Raw genomic sequence first — 19,024 nt, forward strand, 5'->3', positions numbered from 1 at the left:
ACTAATAGAGTTCGTCCAAAGACATTTTCAAATACTTGTTCATGGCTTTGATGGTGCTAAAGTAAGAGATTAAAGCCCCTAATAAAATCAAAACGCCATAAAGCGCTAATATCAATTCTTGCTGCTGAAGCTGATCTAAGCCTTCCACTTTTTGGTTGGCAAACTGCTTGAGCCCAAATAAAAGTCCTGAAGCAATTAAACCAGCAATGGCACCATGAAGCAAAGACCTAGAAAGGAAAGGCTTCTTGATGAATCCGCTTTTGGCTCCAACCAACTGCATACTCCTGATCAGGAATCGCTGTGAGAATAATGCTAGCTTAATAGAATTGTTGATCAACAGAATGACAATAATGGTCAATAGGGCAGCAATACCCACCAGAATAAGACTGAGTTTGGTTAGGTTGCTGTTAATTGAGTCGACCAAGTTTTGCACGTAAGTTACTTCATACACACCACTGATATCTTCAATGACATTCGCTATGCTATCCAGTTTGGTATTGGTCTGATAGGTTGGTGCAATTCTGATTACGTAGGCATCTCTCAACGGATTCTCACCTAAAAATTCAGTGAAGTCTTCTCCGGTTTCTTCAATAAACTGGGTGGCCGCTTCTTCTTTAGAAATAAAGTTAATCGGTTCTTCTCCTTCTTCATTGAGAATGAAATCGCTAGAAGTGAGCGTGCTTTGAATTCTGTTCTTTTGGCTATTAGAAAGGTCTTTGTTCAGATAGACTTGTACTTCAATATTCTGCTTGATAATAGAAGTAAGCTTGTTGGCTTGCAGAATAACTATGCCGAATAAACCGATGACAAATAAGGCTAGAGTTGCACTAAAGATGACACTGACGTAGTGGTATGATCCGAGTTTCTTTTTGCGCTTATGTTTCTTGATTTCCTTAGCCAATGCAGAATGATTTGAAGTCAAAAATAGTAATTAATTCAAAAGGGTAACTGAGGGAGGATGTTAATATTGTTTAATCGACCGCAGGCTTAATGTTGAATGTTTGATGTTCAATGTTTAAGGTTTAATGGTGAATGTTCAAAGTTTAATGTTTGATGGTGAATGGGAGGGGGAATGAGAATGGTTTGGGTATGGACCATGGCGTGTTTAAGTTCGTATTTCGTTTATCTAAGTAGCGAAATCTTTGAATTCGCATAGTAATTTCTTTTTCACACTAGGCGCATTCAGAGAATTCGCGGTCTATCAAGTAACTACAAACCTATCGTAATCCACCGACACGACATGGTGTCATAGGTATTGTTGTACAGCTTTTTTATTTGTTAGCATACTTTTCGAAGCGTTTAATTATGTATCTATAAGAATAGGGAAGATTTTGTCTTGTCGAATTCTGAATTACATGCAATAGTAGGGATACCTCTTTTAAAGCATCTTCTTTGTTCAAAAAAAGGTATGCTGTATTTCTTTGTTCTGGTTGTACATTTAAATAGTTGTAAACTACATTTTGTGAATTAGAAGTAGCTAGTAAATCCATTTCTAAATTATATTTCATGCATATGACATCAAAATCAGGTGTAAGTTGTAACGACTTAGTGTGGTTGTTTGCAAGATAGTCTTCGATTATTGATCTCTTACTTTCGTTATCAAAAAGCTCGTTTATTAGTTGATTCGATTTAAATGTTTTACCGTACTTAAAGAATCCTCTACCATCTCTACTGTCCACTTTTTTGTTATTTGAATATGGGAAGAAAAAGTCTTTGTCAATTACAAAGGTCTTTTCAAGCTCTAAATCCCGAATTAGATAAAAGGCGTACTTTAATGATGTTATTCCTCCTAATTCTAGTACCGAGATACCAGATTTTTCGATGTTAATCTTATTTCTATCCAGAAGTTCCCTGAAGACTTCAGAGTCAGTGTCGCTTTCTGTAACTAATATATGGTTAGCGAAAAAAAACTCAGAGTTCCTAAACCTGTGAAACTTATTGTATTTTAATTCATCAAGACTGTAATCATTCCAAAATGTTGAGGATAACTGTTTGATTTTTGTTTTAAACTTCCTTTTAGGGTCTGTTACTTTTCTAACTAATATAATGTCAGAATGGTCTAATTGGTCAATAATTACAGTAGAATGAGTTGTGAAAATAATCTGGACATCATTTTCATTGATTTCATCTAACAAAGAATGAATTAACTCTTTTTGCGCTTGTGGATGTAAATTGACTTCAGGTTCCTCTATTCCGATAATGAAATTTGAATGGTTTAGCTCAGCTAAATATTTATATACAGAAATCGCTACTAAACTTTGAATACCACTACCACATTCTTCTAAACTAAAATCTCTATCCCCTTCACTTATTTTTATTATTAAATCATTGACGAACAAGTCGTAACTCAAGGGGAATTGACTGTCTATGTTTATTTTAAAGCCTCTTTTTGCTAAATATTTTCCTTCAATTCCTTGAGCAACTTTGTTTAGAGCATTATCCTTAAAATAATTGAACGCACTTTTTACTTTAGGTGTTAACGTATCTCTTTTTGCAGTATGACTAGTGAAAAAAGTATCAAAAAGCTGTCTCAAAACACCGGTTTCATTTCTTAGGTTGTGCATAGAACCTCTTTCAGAAGGAATCAAAACAAATTGAATACCCTGATGCAATTGGTCTAATTCATCTTCAGTTAATGCACGGTATTTTTTGTTGGTATCAAATACCGAGTAGTCTAATCTTTTTCTTTTTTTATTATACTCATGTTTGATGGATAGATAACCGTTCTGAACGTATTTGCTTAGGATAGAATCTTGTTGAACATTCGTAAAAACAATAGTTATTCTTGGTACTGTATTAGTAGAGCTATAAAGGTTAGTGCCATCCTTATAATATTCGATTTCATTTTTTGGATTAAAAAAAGAGTTTAATGCTCTCATAACTCCCGATTTTCCAGAGTTGTTTTGCCCTACAATTGCATTTAATTGGCTTAAATGAAACTCTCCTTTATCGATTGACCTAAACTTGGAGATTTCAACTTTAAAAATTTTCATTGATTGCCTGTTATTACTTTTTTACGCTGTACAACGTGTGCTAATGCCCATAAACGTGAGCGTTAGCACACCATATTGGTGTGCTGCTATATGCACCTTTTAAGTTTTTAAGAAAATCACAGGGGAGATTGAATATGTGTGTGTTTTCTTGAGGTCAAGAAAGTTAATTCGGGGTTTATTTGCAAGGGTAATATGGTAAGCCGTAGCTCTAACTAGTCTTAGCATCTGGCTAAGACATATGAGACCAAGTGAGGTTTAGCATTCCATAGGGCTTTTACTAATTTCACGGAATGCAAGAGAGTTCGCAGCCTGCCATTCTTATTAAAGGTGCTAAAGCCAATAACCTTAAGGATATTTCGCTTAAAATTCCCCACAATCAGTTGATTGTAGTTACGGGTATTTCGGGTTCTGGAAAGTCTAGCTTGGTCTTCGATGTAATTGCTCAAGAAGGGCAGCGCAGGTACTTCGAAACCTTGCCTTCTTTCGCCCGAAAATTTATGGGTAAACTCAATCGCCCAGAGGTAGATGAAATTGAAGGGCTTTCTCCAGTCATTGCTATTGGTCAGCGCACAAGTGGTTCTCACGCAAGGTCTACGGTAGGAACTCTTACCGATATCCACGATCTACTCCGATTACTTTTTGCCAGAACAGGAGAGACCCAACGAAATATAAAACCTCTCACTAGTCTTAGCGTCTCGCTAAGACTTTTATATTTGAATACAATCAGTCTTACTTTGCTAGTTGGTGACAATACAGCAAGGGCACAGGCGGTTACCGATACGGTTGCGTCTAAGTCATTCTGAACGCAGAGAAGAATCCTATCCGCAAGCAAGGATTTGCAAGGCCGCATAAGATGCTTCGTACCTCAGCATGACCCCTAACTCCCCTAAAGGGGATTTTAGCTTCATCAGTTCGAAATCTTCATCATTCACCCTTTAGGGCAGGGGTAGAAGCTAGATTGATTAACAGGACTACTAGGCTGCATAAGATGCTTTGTACCTCAGCATGATCCTTACTAGTCTTAGCGTCTAAGACTTCTATGTTTGAATATAATCGGTCTGATTTTACTTGCTGGTGACAAGAGGCATAATTAGCATTCCATAGGGCTTTTACTAATTTCACGGAATGCAAGAGAGTTCGCAGCCTGCCATTCTTATAAAAGGTGCTAAAGCCAATAACCTAAAGGATATTTCGCTTAAAATTCCCCACAATCAACTGATTGTAGTCACGGGTATTTCAGGTTCGGGAAAGTCGAGTTTGGTCTTCGATATTATAGCCCAAGAAGGGCAGCGTAGGTACTTCGAAACCTTGCCTTCTTTCGCCCGAAAATTTATGGGCAAACTGAATCGTCCAGAAGTTGATGAAATTGAAGGGCTTTCTCCAGTAATTGCCATTGGTCAGCGCACAAGTGGCTCTCATGCTCGATCTACCGTAGGAACCCTTACCGATATACACGATCTACTCCGATTACTATTTGCCAGAACAGGAGAGACACAGCGAAATATAAAACCCACACGTTCACTATTTTCCTTCAATTCTTCTATCGGCAAATGCCCACGTTGCAACGGAATTGGCCAAGAAGAGCAAATTGATGTCAACAAGCTGGTCGCTTTTCCTGAGAAAACCATTAGAGAAGGCGCCCTGGCCACCACTTTGCCCAATGGCTACATTACGTATTCTCAGGTAACTATTGATGTACTCAATCAAGTTTGCGAAGCCGAGGGTTTTAGTGTTGATGTTCCTTGGAACGATCTCACCGATGCTCAACGCCATGTGATTCTTCACGGTAGTGACAAGATAAAAGTGCCTTTCGGTAAACACACCTTAGAATCGCGTTTACGGTGGACAGGCATGAAGGCTAAACCCAGGGAAGAAGGCTATTACAAAGGCATTCTTACCATCATGGCTGATATTTTGAAGCGCGATAGGAACCCGAACATTCTCCGATTTGTGAGCGCAGTTACTTGTCCTGAATGCCATGGGGCAAGACTCAATCAAGATGCGCTGAGTGTTCGGGTGCAAGACAAAAACATTGCAGAGGTTAGCCGTTTCGAATTGAATGAACTCAAAGCTTGGATAGAAGCAAACAATTGGAACGAAGTCGCCACCGAGATAGTACAAAGAATAAAAGCTCAAACCGATTTACTGGCAGATTTAGGGTTGGGGCACCTTACCTTAGACCGACCTTCGGCTTCGCTCAGAGCAAGTGAAATACAACGAATTCGCGTGGCCAATCAGATTTTAGTGCCGCTTAGCGATGTGCTTTACGTGTTCGATGAACCATCCATTGGTTTGCATTGGCACGAAAAGCAAAGAATGATTCATCACTTCAAAGAGTTGGTGCGCAAGGGCAATACTGTAATTGTGGTAGAGCATGATTTGGCCACCATTAAAAGTGCAGATCATATCATAGAAATAGGTCCTGAAGCGGGAGTGAATGGAGGAGAGCTCATCTTTAACGGAGCTTTGTCTGATTTTCTTCAACAAAAAGATTTGGCAGCAACGAGTCCTACTTTTAGAGCTTTACAAACGACAACTGATACGGTTTCTACACCAAAATCAACCGAAAAGAAAGCAGCGATAGAACTCATCGGTTGTTCTGAAAGAAACCTCAAAAATATTGATGTTAGCTTTCATCTGGGGCAACTCAATGTAGTGAGTGGCCGGTCGGGAGCAGGCAAGTCGAGCTTGGTGAAAGGTACTTTGCTCAAGGCGGTAGAGCAGCAGTTAGGTGTTTCGGTAGATGGGAAAGTGAAAGTTAACGAACATCGAAACCTAGAAGCCATCAATAAACTGATTTTTATCGATCATTCGCCCATCGGAAAAACGCCAAGAAGCAACCCTGCTACTTATTTGGGCTTGTCAGATTATATCCGCGATATATTTGCGCAGTTGCCAGAGTCGAAAGAAAGGAAATTTACCAAGTCGCGATTTTCATTCAACAATAAAGGTGGACGCTGTGAGACTTGTCAAGGGGCGGGAAAGATTCAGATCGGGATGCACTTTCTCGGTAATGTAGAGCTTGTTTGCGGAACCTGTAATGGTGATCGGTTTAACCAAGAAACGCTAGAGGTGAAGTACAAAGGCTTATCCATAGCCGATGTGTATAGATTGTCGGTGATTGACGCAGTGGCGTTCTTTTCAAAAGACAAAAAAGTACTTGCAGGACTTCAACTGTTAGAAGAAATGGGCTTGGGTTACCTTACTTTAGGTCAGTCTTCTTCCACCTTGTCTGGTGGCGAAGCCCAGCGAATTAAAATCGCCAATCAACTACAGAAAAAAGATACGGGCGATACGCTTTACGTAATCATAGAACCGAGCATTGGCCTGCACCACGATAACATCCATTCGCTCTTGCGTTTGTTCGAAAGAATCAAGCAAAAGGGAAACACCATTGTGTGTATTGAACAGAACGAGACGGTGATTGCCCACAGTGATTGGCACATTGAGTTAGGGCCAGAAAGTGGTCAAAAAGGTGGAACCATTCTTTACCAGGGAGTACCACAACAAAGCAGAACTAGGGTAAATGTTCAAAAGAGTCAAGCGTCAACCAAAAAGCTTTTAACGAACCAAATTTTCTTGGAAGGAGTAACAACTCATGGTCTTAAAAATGTAGATGTTCGGGTTCCTAAAAACAAGCTAACGGTAGTAACGGGTCTTTCTGGAAGTGGAAAATCATCGTTGGTTTACGACACGCTTTTTGCCGAGTCGAATGCCCGATTTACCGAATCACTTTCTACGTACCACAGAAGCTTTTTGCAGCAAAATAGCGAAGCAGAAATCAAATCGTTCAGTGGTTTGGGGCCAGCCATTGGCATTAACCGAAGAGGTGGCAGCCCATCTAAACGGTCTACGGTGGGAACACAATCTACCATTCACGATGCCTTTCGATTGCTGTACTCACGAATTGCCCAACATCAGGGAGAAGTATTCACGGCACAGCATTTCTCTTTCAATCATTATTTGGGAGCTTGCCCAGCTTGCGAAGGCATGGGAATTCAGCTGAAATGCGACCCTGAAGCAATTATTGTGAACCCACGTGATTCGGTTTTTGAAGGAGCTGTTTCAACCAACAAAGCTATTGCCTATTATGCCGATGTAGACGGTCAGTTTATGGCTACGTTGAAAGAAGTTGCGCACCAAAAGTCGTGGAATTTAGAGCAACCGTGGCAGGAACTCGATCCTGAAATTCAAGAAGCCATTCTATATGGAACGGGCAACCAAATTTGGGAAACCACTTGGCAGTACAAAACCAAAACAGGAGAGGGCCAGCAAGAAATTAAAGCCCCTTGGAAAGGCTTTTGCCGCTATATTGACGAAGAATATCAACGCAGGTTGCACAACAAAAAGTTGAGCGATTTTGAAAGTTTAATGCACGAAGTGACTTGCGCTACTTGCCAGGGTAGCCGACTGAAACCAGAGTTGTTAACTCCCACTTTCTTGGGCAAAAACATACACGAACTTTCATCACTGAGCATCAGTGAATGTTTGTCATTATTGGAAGAAACTTCAGCTTCTAATGATTCTACGGTATGGGCAATTGCTCAGGTGGTGTTGCCATCGGTGAAAGCATCGCTGCAAACGATGATCGATTTAGGGTTGGGTTACCTAAACCTCGACAGAGCAGTGAGCACCCTTTCGGGTGGTGAACGTCAGCGAGTAACACTTGCTGGTCAACTTTCTAAGCATCTTTTCGGGGTGATTTACGTGTTAGACGAACCGACTATTGGGTTAGATGAAGAACAAGTACTCATACTTTCAAAAGCGTTGAAAAAACTGGTGTCCAATGGCAATACTGTGGTGGTGGTAGAGCATGATCCTGTCTTCATTGGTCAGGCTGATTACTTGATTGAAATGGGACCTGAGGCTGGTCGAAATGGTGGCGAGCTCATTTATCAGGGAACGGTTGAAGGTGTAAGTAAAGTGAAAGAATCGGTAACAGCTCAACTTTTAAATGAACGAAGAGAGAACGTAAAGAAAAGTGAAAACTCGGCAGGGCAAGCTTTTGGGGTGAAAGGTGCTTTTGCGCACAATCTAAAGCAGATTAATGTGGACTTTTTCGCTGGGCAAATCACTGCGATTACAGGCGTATCGGGAAGTGGGAAATCGAGTTTGGTGAAAGAGGTACTTTATCGTTCTTGGGAAAAAGGAAAAGCAATTAATTGTTCGTCAGTATTTGGTTTAGAGCAATTTTCGGAGGTTTTGATGATTACTCAAGAAGGCTTGACTGTCAACAGATTAACTACTCCTGTTTCGTATACAGGAATCTTAGATGAGCTAAAAGCTATTTATGCCAAAACCGAATCGGCCAATGCGGGTGGGTGGAAACGAGCTGACTTTTCTTACCAGAGTAAGCGAGGTAAGTGCCCCACCTGTGCAGGTTATGGAATGCTCAAAACCACCATGGATTTTATGAGCGATATCTGGCTAACCTGCGATACTTGCCAAGGTACACGCTATAACCAAGAGATTTTAGAAGTCACCTTTCAAGGCAAGTCTATAGGTGAGGTTTTACAGCTAACAGTGCAAGAAGCGGTTGACTTTTTCCAGAGCAGTACCCTTGTAGGTAGCCTGAACATTTTGAAGAATGTGGGCTTAGGACATCTGATTTTGGGGCAGTCGGGTAATACTTTGTCGGGAGGTGAGTCGCAACGATTAAAGCTGGCCAACTCTATGATAATTGGCAAGAGCAAGAAAGGAGAGAAGGGCGCTACGCTTTACCTATTTGATGAACCAAGCACAGGATTACATTATTTCGATATTCTTCAACTAAATGAGGTGTTTCAGTTATTGATTGACCAAGGAGATACCATCATTTTCATTGAGCATAATAAAACCATGATTGCCTCTGCCGATAGAGTAATTAAACTTGGCCCAGCGAGCGGTGAACGAGGAGGAGAGTTGGTGTGATGGAATAATATAGGTGAAGAGTTCATTGGTGGCAACACCAACGAAGGTGCAGGGTAAACCGAAAAACGGAAAACAGTGTAGTAACCTAGCCACTCAACTTTTCACCATGACCACCTCGAGAGGCCTAAGAATTGAATTGGTGATTGGGTCTTAGAGGTCATTGCGAGGAGCAGAATGAACGTAGTGAAATTTTGGAACGTGGCAATCTGTCTGTTCTGAGCAGTAGATCTTCTAACAGAAAGATTGCTTCGCCATAAAACCTTGCCCCACCTCGAATTATCGGGGTCTCGGTGACACTGGTTTTAATTCTCGCGATGACGGTTTAAATGGGCTTTTTGTGGTTTATGATGATCAACTTCTGTCACAGTATCCAACGACCAATTTTCTATTGTCGAATGACTAATTCACTAATTCTCCTGATTTAACAACGACCAGTGTCTCGTAAGAGTAAAAGAATTTGAAAGCATGCAGCGAAAGCTTAGCTGTCTTGATGAGGTATGCTGAAGTAAAAGGTACTACCCTCATCAGGAATGGATTCTACCCCCAACTCACCATTATGTAATTCGACAATTTTCTTGCAATGGGCGAGTCCAATGCCCGTGCCTTCATAATTATCTTGATCGTGAAGTCTTTGAAAGACACCAAAGATTTTTTCTTGATGCTTTTCTGCTATACCTATGCCATTGTCTTTAATAAAGATTGTCCATCCGTTCTCCTCTTTAGCATATATTTCGATTTCAGGATTACGGCCAGGTTTGTTGAATTTCAATGCGTTACCAATTAAGTTCTGAAGAAGCATACGAAGTTCCGTTTCATAGCCCTTTATTGTGGGCAAATCACCAATCTTAATAGAGGCCTTAGTATCATTTATTCGCTCGGCTAGATCTTGTTGAATAATCTCAACTAGTTTCCCGAGGTCTACCATGGCCATTTCCTTTGTTTCTCCAATTCTACTAAAGTCTAGAATATCGGTGATCAATTTATCCATGCGCAAGGCAGCTTCAGAGATAAAGCCAAACATAGCTTTGGTTTGCTCGTCTAACTGGTTTTGATGCTGCCCTTTTAGAAGGTCGATAAAACTCGTGATTGTTCTGAGTGGAGCCTTTAAATCGTGCGAAACGATATACGCAAACTGATTAAGCTCCTTGTTTTTGAGCTGTAATTGGTTCTTGGTTTGTTCAAGTTCCGTTACGTTTCGGAGCATTACATACACATAATTGTCTGCAATGTGGTGTACAGAACACTCATAGGTACCAGCAACCATATGATTCGAGTATTCTACCAGACCCAAATTAATACTGCCTCCTTCCTTGGCTATTTTTCTATAAGTTTCAATCACAAAAAGTCCGCCTTCATGTTCATAGGCCTCTGGAGCTACTTCATGAATCTTCTTACCAAAAACTTCTTCCTTGGTTTTCCTCATCTCATAAAGCACCACCTTGTTCATAAAAACATAGCGTATGCTCTTGTTGTCATCAAGGTCTTCTACCCGAAAAACACCGATGCCTATGGGTAAGTCGTCAAGAGTCTTAAAAAGTATATCTGCACTTAAAAAATCGTTCATGAATTGAAGCGTTATAGCAATTGAAACTACATTAATTTATGGATAAACTAGCTTGAAATCAACTATTCAAACACTAGCTGCCAATTAAAAAAAGAACTTAGTGGAGATATCAGGATGAAGGCGGAGTAGATAATCGACTTCATCTAATTCTAGTTTATGACTAACTAATTCTCAACCAATCACATAGCAGTAATCAATAAATTCACTGGCAGACCTCTCCGACATGAGGCATCTGGGTGGTCGAGGAGGAAAGGTGAGGTCAGGGTGTTACACTGAGTGCTGATTAACTAATAACCATTTCCCGAGCACAGAGCACCAATTCCCAACTTTTGACTAATGACCATTGTCCAATGACAAATCAACCAGTCATTTTACGTCAATTGCCGTATTGAACCACTTTCTGCCTGAAGATAAGTTTGTGATGTACAAACCTTCATGCTTTTATGCATCTCAAAAACCAAACTTTTTTACTGCTATTTGCTTTGTTAGCAGCTTTTGCCTGCGATCCCAAAGAAGACATTGACCCTGCTATTGAGGCTGCAGGGAACATGAAATTTACGCAGTTAATGCCAACAACAGCCTATGCCACGGCATCGTCCATCATGGTCAGTCCGAATGAAAAGTACATGATCTTTTTTGGTGCACATAAGCCGTTCTACTCCAAAGATGGTGGACAAACGGTTGAAGAACTTTTCGTTTACGGTAATGCGGATAATACACCAATCAACATCAGCAATGATGGCCTCTTTGTTTATGGTGGAGGCGTTTACGATCTCGATAATATCCGTTCTGGTTCAGCAGCTATTCATTATGCCACTGGGGTAACTGATTCAGGCAAACTGGTCTACATTCAAAACGATGGTGCTAACGGCAAGACTTTCTTTATCGATGATAATGGAACCTATGTGAGTACTGGAGTTCGCTTGGAGATGGACGAAGACTTCTATCTCGGTACTTGGGGAGAGAAAATGGGCTTCTTCGATTGGAGAAATAAGGTCATCGCTGAATTCGATGTAAGCACGCAAACCTACACGCAGACCACCCTTGCGAATATGGATTATAAGCGACTTTATGGTTTGGGAAACAGTCGAAACAAAGTGAAAACGGCTTACAGCTACGGTTATTTCGCTTACGCCAAAGAAGGAGGTATTATCATCATCACTCCAGAAAAGGAAATCCGCTATTACGAGTACCCAGAAGACTATCGTATTTATCGAAATACCGAAGGAGGAATGAAGCTTTATAAAGATAAGGCCTATGTAAATATCTACGATCGCTGGGGGGAAAGTAAAATGCATTTGGCTACGGGCAATTCAATTGAGCCAGTAGACAATGTTTCGGCCATTGCATTCGGAGAAGAAAGTGTCTTCACCCAAGGCTTTTTAGAAGGCGGAGACCGTTTTAGGGGAGGAATCATAAAAACAGTAAACGGTCAGCAGGAATACTTGCCATTAGATATGGGTTACGAATACCCAGCTGGCTACATGTTTGGGAAAACATACCTGATTGGTGAATATGCTTATGCCGAAGACAAAGTATTCAATAGGAATAGCGAGGCATATGCAACTTCGCCTATCGGCAATATCACAAGCATATTGCATGATGAAGGCCGAACCATAGTTTATACAGCAACAGGAACTTACACCAGTTCCAATGGCAAGGACTGGAGCTTAGAATCTACCGATCCGCTAGCTCCTGAGTTAGTGACCAAGGGCGCTGATGGCGTTTACCATGCATTAACTGTTCAACCCAAAAGTTACCAGTCACCCGGTGGTGGCCCGATAACAAGATCTGTCGATATGACTGCCTATACTTCCAACGATGGCATCAACTGGACAGAAGTTTCTGGCTCTTCCACCAATAAGGCGGGGAGAGGTCCACGATTAATTGCCTCAGATGGTGTGGTATACATGCGAGACACCAACCCTGGAGTAAATAGTGTGGCTTACTTCAGCGAAGATTATGGTGTTACTTGGGTGTCATTTATCAATGGAGTGAATGCCCTAACAGGAGAAGATGTTCCTGAAGGATTCAAAACGGGTCACTATGAATTAAGCACTGGAAAGTTCGTGTCCATTGTATTTGAATTCGGTGGAGAAATGATGATTTCTGTTTGCGATTCTTCAACTAGCGGATGCACAGAACAAGTACTCGAAGTAAGCTTTGACGCTGCCGATATGCACACTCATGATGAGGAAATTACCCTCACGGCTAGCGATGAACTCGTGTTCAATACCCTAGAAGGAATTTACATTTCTAACCCCCTAAAATAAAACCATGCAACAATTACCATTAGAAGCGGCCGACATTAAAAAACTTAGGCTCAGGCTACTACCATTTTTTGCCTTTGCGGGCTTCTCAGGATTGATTTTTGCCTTTATTGGCTTCTCAGTTTTAGGGAATTTTAATGACCCAATGGCCTTTGATGATATTGCTGTTTATGTCTTTATCGGCTTTGGCGTCATTTTTTTTAGCGTGATCGGTTATATGATTTGGGCAGTTTTTGCTGACCTGAAAAGAGGGGTGAAACACCGCATCAGTGGCATGGTAACCAACAAAAGACTGAATGTACATCACAGCCAGACGCATCATCATAATACAAGCAGAAACCATAGCAGTAAAACTACCAGACACTACTATTTATATATAGATGATGAAGAGCATTCGGTAGATTTTAAGCACTATAATAAGGCTAAAGTGGGCATGCATATAGTGCTGGACAAGGCTCCAAAATCTAAGATGACTTTAGCTATGGAGCTTACCGGTCAGGAGGTGGTAGACCAAGAGGCGCACAAGCTGGAAGGCGAAACCAATGACAAGTTTCTTCAAACTACTTTTCCAGATGTAAAACTGACTCCGAAAGATGAAGAGGTGCTCAAGAACATTTTCAAAAGTCAGCAGAAGGCGCGTTATGTATGGTTGGTGCCTACTTTGATTATGTTAGTCACCTTCTTAGCCAATGGTTTGGAAGGTCTTTTGATTCTTTTCTTTCCAGTGGTAATCATTCCGGCTTATCAGTTATTCAAGATCATTCGGTCGTACAGAACCTACCAAATGAGTAAGCGCTATGGCTTTAAGCGTGGCATACCTACCATTATTGAAGACAAGACAACCTTCACTTCTAATCGTTCCAAAAGTGCTCAAAGACTGAAGACAACCATTGGCGTTATCACGGTAGAATCCGTTACTTTCGACCAGCTACAAGTAGGAGATAGGCTAGTGGTTTTTAAACCGCAATACGGCAAGCAACCCCTCAGTATTATGACCATGGATCAGCAGGAGTATTATTTGTACTAATGAGCTGGTTGATTCGTCATTTGTCAGTGGTCATTAGTTAGCGGTATGTAGAATAATGAGCTGTTGGAGTAGACTGAAAAGCCTTTTCAAACCGTCATTGCGAGAAATGAAACCTGTGCCCCCGAGACCCCGATACCTCGGGGCGGGGCAAGGTTTCATGACGAAGCAATCTATTCGTTAGAAGGCTTACTGCTCAGAATAGATGAGCCTGCCTGTCGCAGGGAAGTTGCCATGTAATAAGATTTCTTAAATGGCTAGTATCTATTTCAAACTATCCAGCTAGGTGGGGAGACGATTAAAGCCAGTATCTAAGCAGTCTGTAAGTCCGAATTCTTGGCTTGAGACCATATAGTAACCACGATGAGATTTATCACAAAGCTGACAATCATAGCCTTAAAATAATCGGTTTGATAATGATCGTAAATCATAAATACCATAATGCTGTAGAAAATGATTAGCCCTAAGACTGTTTCTATTAAGTGATTCTTGTAGCTAGAAACCAAGGTTGGTAAATACATGGATAGACCAGGTATTAAGACAAACCAAAACAGCAGCAGTGTAAAAATATTCCACCCGATGAGTAATGAGAATGGAACTAAAACTGCTGTCAGCCCGAGTGGTATAATTACTGTTCCTTTTAACTTGTCTTTTGATGTTTTGGTCATGCTTGCGGTCTTTACTGTAAAAAGCTTCTTCGGCTTTTAAGGTGCTAATGGCTAACAATATACGAAAAGTGATTGAGCCTTTGAATGGAAGATTTCTTTGGTAGCTCCGAAGAGTCGAGACTCACTTGAAATGACGGTTTAATAGGTTTCTACGGTTTACTGGCTTCTGTTTTCTGATTACCCTCGTTCCCTTCCCGAGGCATCGGGAGATATGGCAAAGAATGCATTTTTTGCACTAAGATTTATCCATCACCCAATTTCCAAATTCACCAATTCCCTGTGCACCGAGCACCGAGCACCGAGCACCAGTTGCCAATTGACCAATTGACCAATTCCCCAATCACCCAACTTTACGTCAATTGCCGTATTGAGCTGCACTATATCAGAAGCTAGGTTTGTAATAACAACTAGAGAAAATTCAAATTATGAGAAAGCTTCAATTATTACTCGTTTTAATAAGTTTCTTCAGCTTTTCGGCCTTAGGCCAAAGCATCAAATGTGTAAAGGGTGACTGTGAGAACGGATATGGATTTGCCACCATGCACGATGCCAGCGGACAGGAATATGGCTACCAGGTAGGCTACTATAAAGAGGGAAAGCTAAACGGTGTAGCCAACCAAACCGGAACTTTCGGCAAGTTTTGGGGAACATTTAAAGACGGAAAAAGACACGGTTTCTTCAGCTATGAAAGCGATGGCAACCTCTACGCCTTCGGTCAGTTTATTGACGGAAAGAAAGAAGGCTTACATGTTATCCGTACACAACAAGGCTACGATTACAAAGACTATAAAAACGATGCTCACGTGAGCAATAGTCCGCTGCCAAGCACAGCTACAGCTCCTTGTGTTTTGGGTAATTGTAATGATGGAAGGGGAGTGAAAATCAACGGTAACGATGCGGTTTACAGCTCATGGAAGAGTGGTAAAATGAACGGCATGACCATGCAATTTCTACCTTCTCAGAGCAAAATTATCTTTTCAGAATACACAGAAGGCACACTCAATGGATCGCACATGATCTGGCATTTCGACAAGTCAGCTGAGATTATGCAGATGAAGGATGGCCAAAAAGATGGTGAGTACTTGAAGAGGAAAACTGACAGCACACACGAAGCAGCAATTTATAAGGCAGGTGTTTTAAGCACTTCATTCTAAAACATGAATATGAAGCGTCTATCCCTGATTTTCGCCCTGACATTCGTTTGCTTTTTGAGTAAGGCTCAGGTCAGTATTCCACCTGCCAAAATGGAAAACCACCCTGATTATGCAGCTTATCAGCGAGCAAAACAGGGTAAAGATCATAATGCCGCATTGCGTGCCGCAGCCAACTTGATTGAAACCTATCCGGGTAATTCCGTGGCTTTACAATTGGCTGCAGCATCGTTTTATGACATCAATAAGCCCCAAGATGCCGCAGATTTTGTGCAATGGTCGGTGGCATACAATAGCTACGATAACGTTTCGAGCTTCTATGGTTTCATTTTCTCGGTGTTCGCAAATCGTCCTCAGGAGGTTCAGCAGTATGTGCGCACCATGCAGAATGTGGGCAAAGCAGCAGCAGATATGCAACGCGATTACCAAAGCATGAGCGGATATCTCAACTCATTAGCCAACTATCCTGATTTATCTACCACAGTTCAAAAGGCGAAAGGGTATTTAGCAAATTACAATGAAGAGGGGGTGAAGCGAGCGAAAGCAGCTTATGAGAACTTGGCTTCAACGCTTGGCGCGTCCTACGATGGGATTGCCAATAACGAAACGGCTGCTCAGACTTTAGCCGATTGGGTAAAGGCCGAAGAGGCGGTAAAACAAGGCCTCATTTCTCGAATGATGTATGTTGAGGCGCTGGTGAACATTGCCAAGATATCAGAGACGGTCAATTTTGAGTTCGGTCAGAAGTTGGAGCCATATTTGGAGAAGATCGTTTTCGACCAAACCAACTACAATCTCGCTTCCAGATACAGAGCTTATGAGCGATTGGCTAGGGTGCAATCGGCTATGAAACGCTGGGATAAAGTCGAAGCTTCTTCGAACCTTATTCTTTCCGATTTGAGTGGAAAATTACCATCGACAGCAACGCTTGCCAAAGCCTACTTCTACTTGGTAATGGCTAAAACCGAAAGTAGAAATTACAAAGATGCGGCTGCTTTGGCCGATTCATACGCTAGTCAATTGCCTAAGTTGAAATCGCCAGAATATATAGCCGAAGCCTATTATGTGATCTTACGCGCCTATGCTTTCAACAAGGAAATAGACAAAGCTCGAGCCATGGCCCAAAGAGCTGAAAACTTCCTAAAAACTCCGGGAATTGAACAAATGAACTATGTCTCTTATGTAAAGAATGGACTTTCCAGCATAGCCAATTTAGTGGATAATGAAACGGTGGCTTCAACCGGAAATGCCTACAACGATGGTGTTCAATTGATGGAGCAAAAGAAGTATGCTGAATCGGCTATTCAGTTTGAAAAGGCTAGGGCAGAAGAGGTTGCGATATTAGATAAAATGGATCCGCTAGAACAGCGTGGTTACTTGGATAAATTCCAACGCATCAATGGATTTCTGGCAGGAGCTTACTACGAAACCAAGCAGTTCGATAAGATCTACGATGTTATTGAATCGAACCGAGCTTATGCTTTGTTGAATGACAAACGAAGCGATAAGAAGCAGTTGTCACTTAAAGAGTTACAGACTGTTTTAGGTGAAGGTGAAGCTTATTTGTCGTTTATCGATGTTTCGAAGGGCACCACTTATGAAGGAACATACCTGATGTGTTTGGTCACCAAAAATAATGTGGTGGTGAAGTACAATCGTTCGGCAGGTGCCTTTTCAGATTTGCTCACTAGCCAAAAGGCTCAGTTGATTGAACTGGAAAAAGAACAGGCCAAAATGGAGTTCAGGAAGGAGAATCTAGATTATCTGAACGGAGCAAAAGCACGTGTAACAAACACTTTTGCCAAAGGCGAATTCAAACTGATAACTCAGTATTTGCGCAAGCATATGGAAGCCAAAGTGGTTGAAGGTAAGTATGTTTTCTATCAGAAGGAGAACCTGCCAGACTTACTTAACCGATTTTATCACACTTTTATCAGTGGGTTGGATGTAGAGCTATTCACAGTAGACAAACTGACAATCAGTCCAGAAGGGTTGATTGGCACCATTCCATTCGATGCCCTGACAGATGACAATGGCCAATATTTGGCTGAACGTTTCGAGATTGGCTACATTCCGAATGCGGCCATGTTGCACACGCTACGTACCCAACCGAAAAGGACTTATGCCATGAATGTGTTGGGCTTTGGTGGTGCTACTTATGATTTACATTCGGCACAAAAAGCGCCTTTGGCTTCCCTGGGTGATCTTGAAAAACTCCGATACAGAGTACGTGAAGACTTAAAGAACAACAAGCCGCTCGACTATGCCTTTGCTACTTTTCAAAGCGATGAACCAATGTCTTACCTGGAAGGTGGACGCAAAGAAGTTGCTGTTATTCAGGAAATTGTCCCGAAAACCGATACGCGTATGGATGCCATGATGACTGAAAATGAGCTGAAGCGAATGAGTGTTGCAGGTGAATTGGCTAAATATCGCGCGGTGCACCTTTCAAGTCATGCCAGTGTGCATCCTTATGTCTTCGACCTGAGTAGCATAGCCATGACAGTGAAGTCAAGTCCGGTGAATGGCGAAGATGGCATGCTAGTAGTAGGAGAGTTAGAGAAACTGAATCTGCCGGTCGACTTTGTAATGCTCAGTGCCTGTCAAACTGCTTTGGGAGTAGAGTCTCCTGGCGATGGCATCAAAGGCTTGAATCAGGCACTGTTGAATGCTGGGGCTAACAGTACGCTCACTTCCTTATGGAGTGTGAGTGACAGCGGAACCATGTTATTGACTATTCACCTTTATAACCGAGTTTTCAATGGAAACATGAGCACTTCAGCTGCTATTACCGATGTAAAAAGAAGCTTCATTAAAGGCGAGTTCGAAGGTCATACACATCCGTATTTCTGGGCACCGTTTATTTATACGGGGTATTAAACCTCGTCATTCAGAAGAAGGGCATTTCGATTGAAATGAGAAATGTACGACTGAAGAATCTCCAAGAGTGTGGCACTCATTTCAGGAGATTCTTCGGTCGTTTATTCGCCTAGGGCTCACTTACTTCCTCAGAATGACGCTCATGATGCTGTGTTTGTCACCGTCATTGCGAGAAATGAAACCTGTGGAACAAGGTTTCATGACGAAGCAATCTGTCCGTTAGGAGGTCTACTGCCCTGAACCGACAGACCTGCCTGCCGCAGGCAAGTTGCCGCGTTACAAAATTTCACTGCGTTCATTTTGCGCCCTGCCTGCGGCAGGCAGGCTCGCAATGACGTCTAAAACCCAATTCACCAATCACCCTCAATCCCTAAAGGGATGCCACAAGAATCAATTTTCGATACGAAACACTATCCATCACCCTTTAGGGCTGGGGTAGAAACTGAATTCATTACACCAATCAACCAATTCACCTCTTAGACCTCTCCGCTCAGGGTGAAAAGGAGAGTGACAAGGGTAATACACCGTTTTCTGCCCCGAAGTCTCGGGGTCCGATATACTGAT

Annotated in this window: 10 protein-coding genes; 6 read left to right on the top strand and 4 right to left on the bottom strand. The window is 41.7% G+C overall.

Translation table 11 applies throughout. The annotated features are described in order from the left end of the window. Position 1: 1 nt before the first annotated feature. Both AWW68_RS12345 and AWW68_RS12350 read right to left on the bottom strand, forming a co-directional pair. Positions 2-901 (bottom strand): cell division protein FtsX, encoded by a 900-nt coding sequence (locus tag AWW68_RS12345; RefSeq protein WP_068224075.1) that lies wholly within the window; start codon positions 899-901, stop codon positions 2-4. 370 nt (positions 902-1,271) lie between these two features. Next, positions 1,272-2,993 (bottom strand): ATP-dependent nuclease, encoded by a 1,722-nt coding sequence (locus AWW68_RS12350; RefSeq protein WP_068221476.1) that lies wholly within the window; start codon positions 2,991-2,993, stop codon positions 1,272-1,274. A 290-nt stretch (positions 2,994-3,283) separates the two neighbouring features. Here AWW68_RS12350 and AWW68_RS12355 point away from each other — a divergent pair, with 290 nt between their 5' ends. After that, entirely contained in the window at positions 3,284-3,796 is a 513-nt protein-coding gene (locus AWW68_RS12355; protein WP_068221478.1) for a hypothetical protein, read from the top strand. A 322-nt stretch (positions 3,797-4,118) separates the two neighbouring features. Then, positions 4,119-8,903, top strand: a complete 4,785-nt coding sequence (locus tag AWW68_RS12365; protein ID WP_068221482.1) for an excinuclease ABC subunit UvrA — start codon at positions 4,119-4,121, stop codon at positions 8,901-8,903. Between the two features lie 478 nt (positions 8,904-9,381). Here AWW68_RS12365 and AWW68_RS12370 read toward each other — a convergent pair whose 3' ends face one another. Next, the gene (locus AWW68_RS12370) at positions 9,382-10,467 is read right to left on the bottom strand and encodes a sensor histidine kinase (protein WP_068221484.1); all 1,086 of its coding nucleotides are present in this window, start codon (positions 10,465-10,467) and stop codon (positions 9,382-9,384) included. A gap of 443 nt (positions 10,468-10,910) precedes the next feature. On the opposite strand from AWW68_RS12370, the gene AWW68_RS12375 reads away from it, so the two are divergent. Continuing rightward, on the top strand, positions 10,911-12,740 hold the full coding sequence (locus AWW68_RS12375) for a hypothetical protein (protein ID WP_068221486.1): 1,830 nt from the start codon (positions 10,911-10,913) through the stop codon (positions 12,738-12,740). A 4-nt stretch (positions 12,741-12,744) separates the two neighbouring features. After that, positions 12,745-13,764 (top strand): hypothetical protein, encoded by a 1,020-nt coding sequence (locus AWW68_RS12380; protein ID WP_068221488.1) that lies wholly within the window; start codon positions 12,745-12,747, stop codon positions 13,762-13,764. Between the two features lie 308 nt (positions 13,765-14,072). Here AWW68_RS12380 and AWW68_RS20110 read toward each other — a convergent pair whose 3' ends face one another. Next, positions 14,073-14,429: a hypothetical protein gene (locus AWW68_RS20110; protein ID WP_157717634.1), complete on the bottom strand. Its 357-nt coding sequence runs from the start codon at positions 14,427-14,429 to the stop codon at positions 14,073-14,075. A gap of 425 nt (positions 14,430-14,854) precedes the next feature. Between AWW68_RS20110 and AWW68_RS12395 the strand changes: the two genes are divergently transcribed. Together AWW68_RS12395 and AWW68_RS12400 are read left to right on the top strand one after the other, a co-directional pair. After that, a complete protein-coding gene (locus AWW68_RS12395) occupies positions 14,855-15,583 on the top strand; it encodes an MORN repeat-containing protein (RefSeq protein ID WP_068221495.1) in 729 nt (242 codons plus the stop codon). A gap of 9 nt (positions 15,584-15,592) precedes the next feature. Continuing rightward, positions 15,593-18,460: a CHAT domain-containing protein gene (locus tag AWW68_RS12400; RefSeq protein ID WP_157717635.1), complete on the top strand. Its 2,868-nt coding sequence runs from the start codon at positions 15,593-15,595 to the stop codon at positions 18,458-18,460. Positions 18,461-19,024: the final 564 nt, after the last annotated feature.

The organism is Roseivirga spongicola, from assembly GCF_001592965.1.
GTDB lineage: Bacteria > Bacteroidota > Bacteroidia > Cytophagales > Cyclobacteriaceae > Roseivirga > Roseivirga spongicola.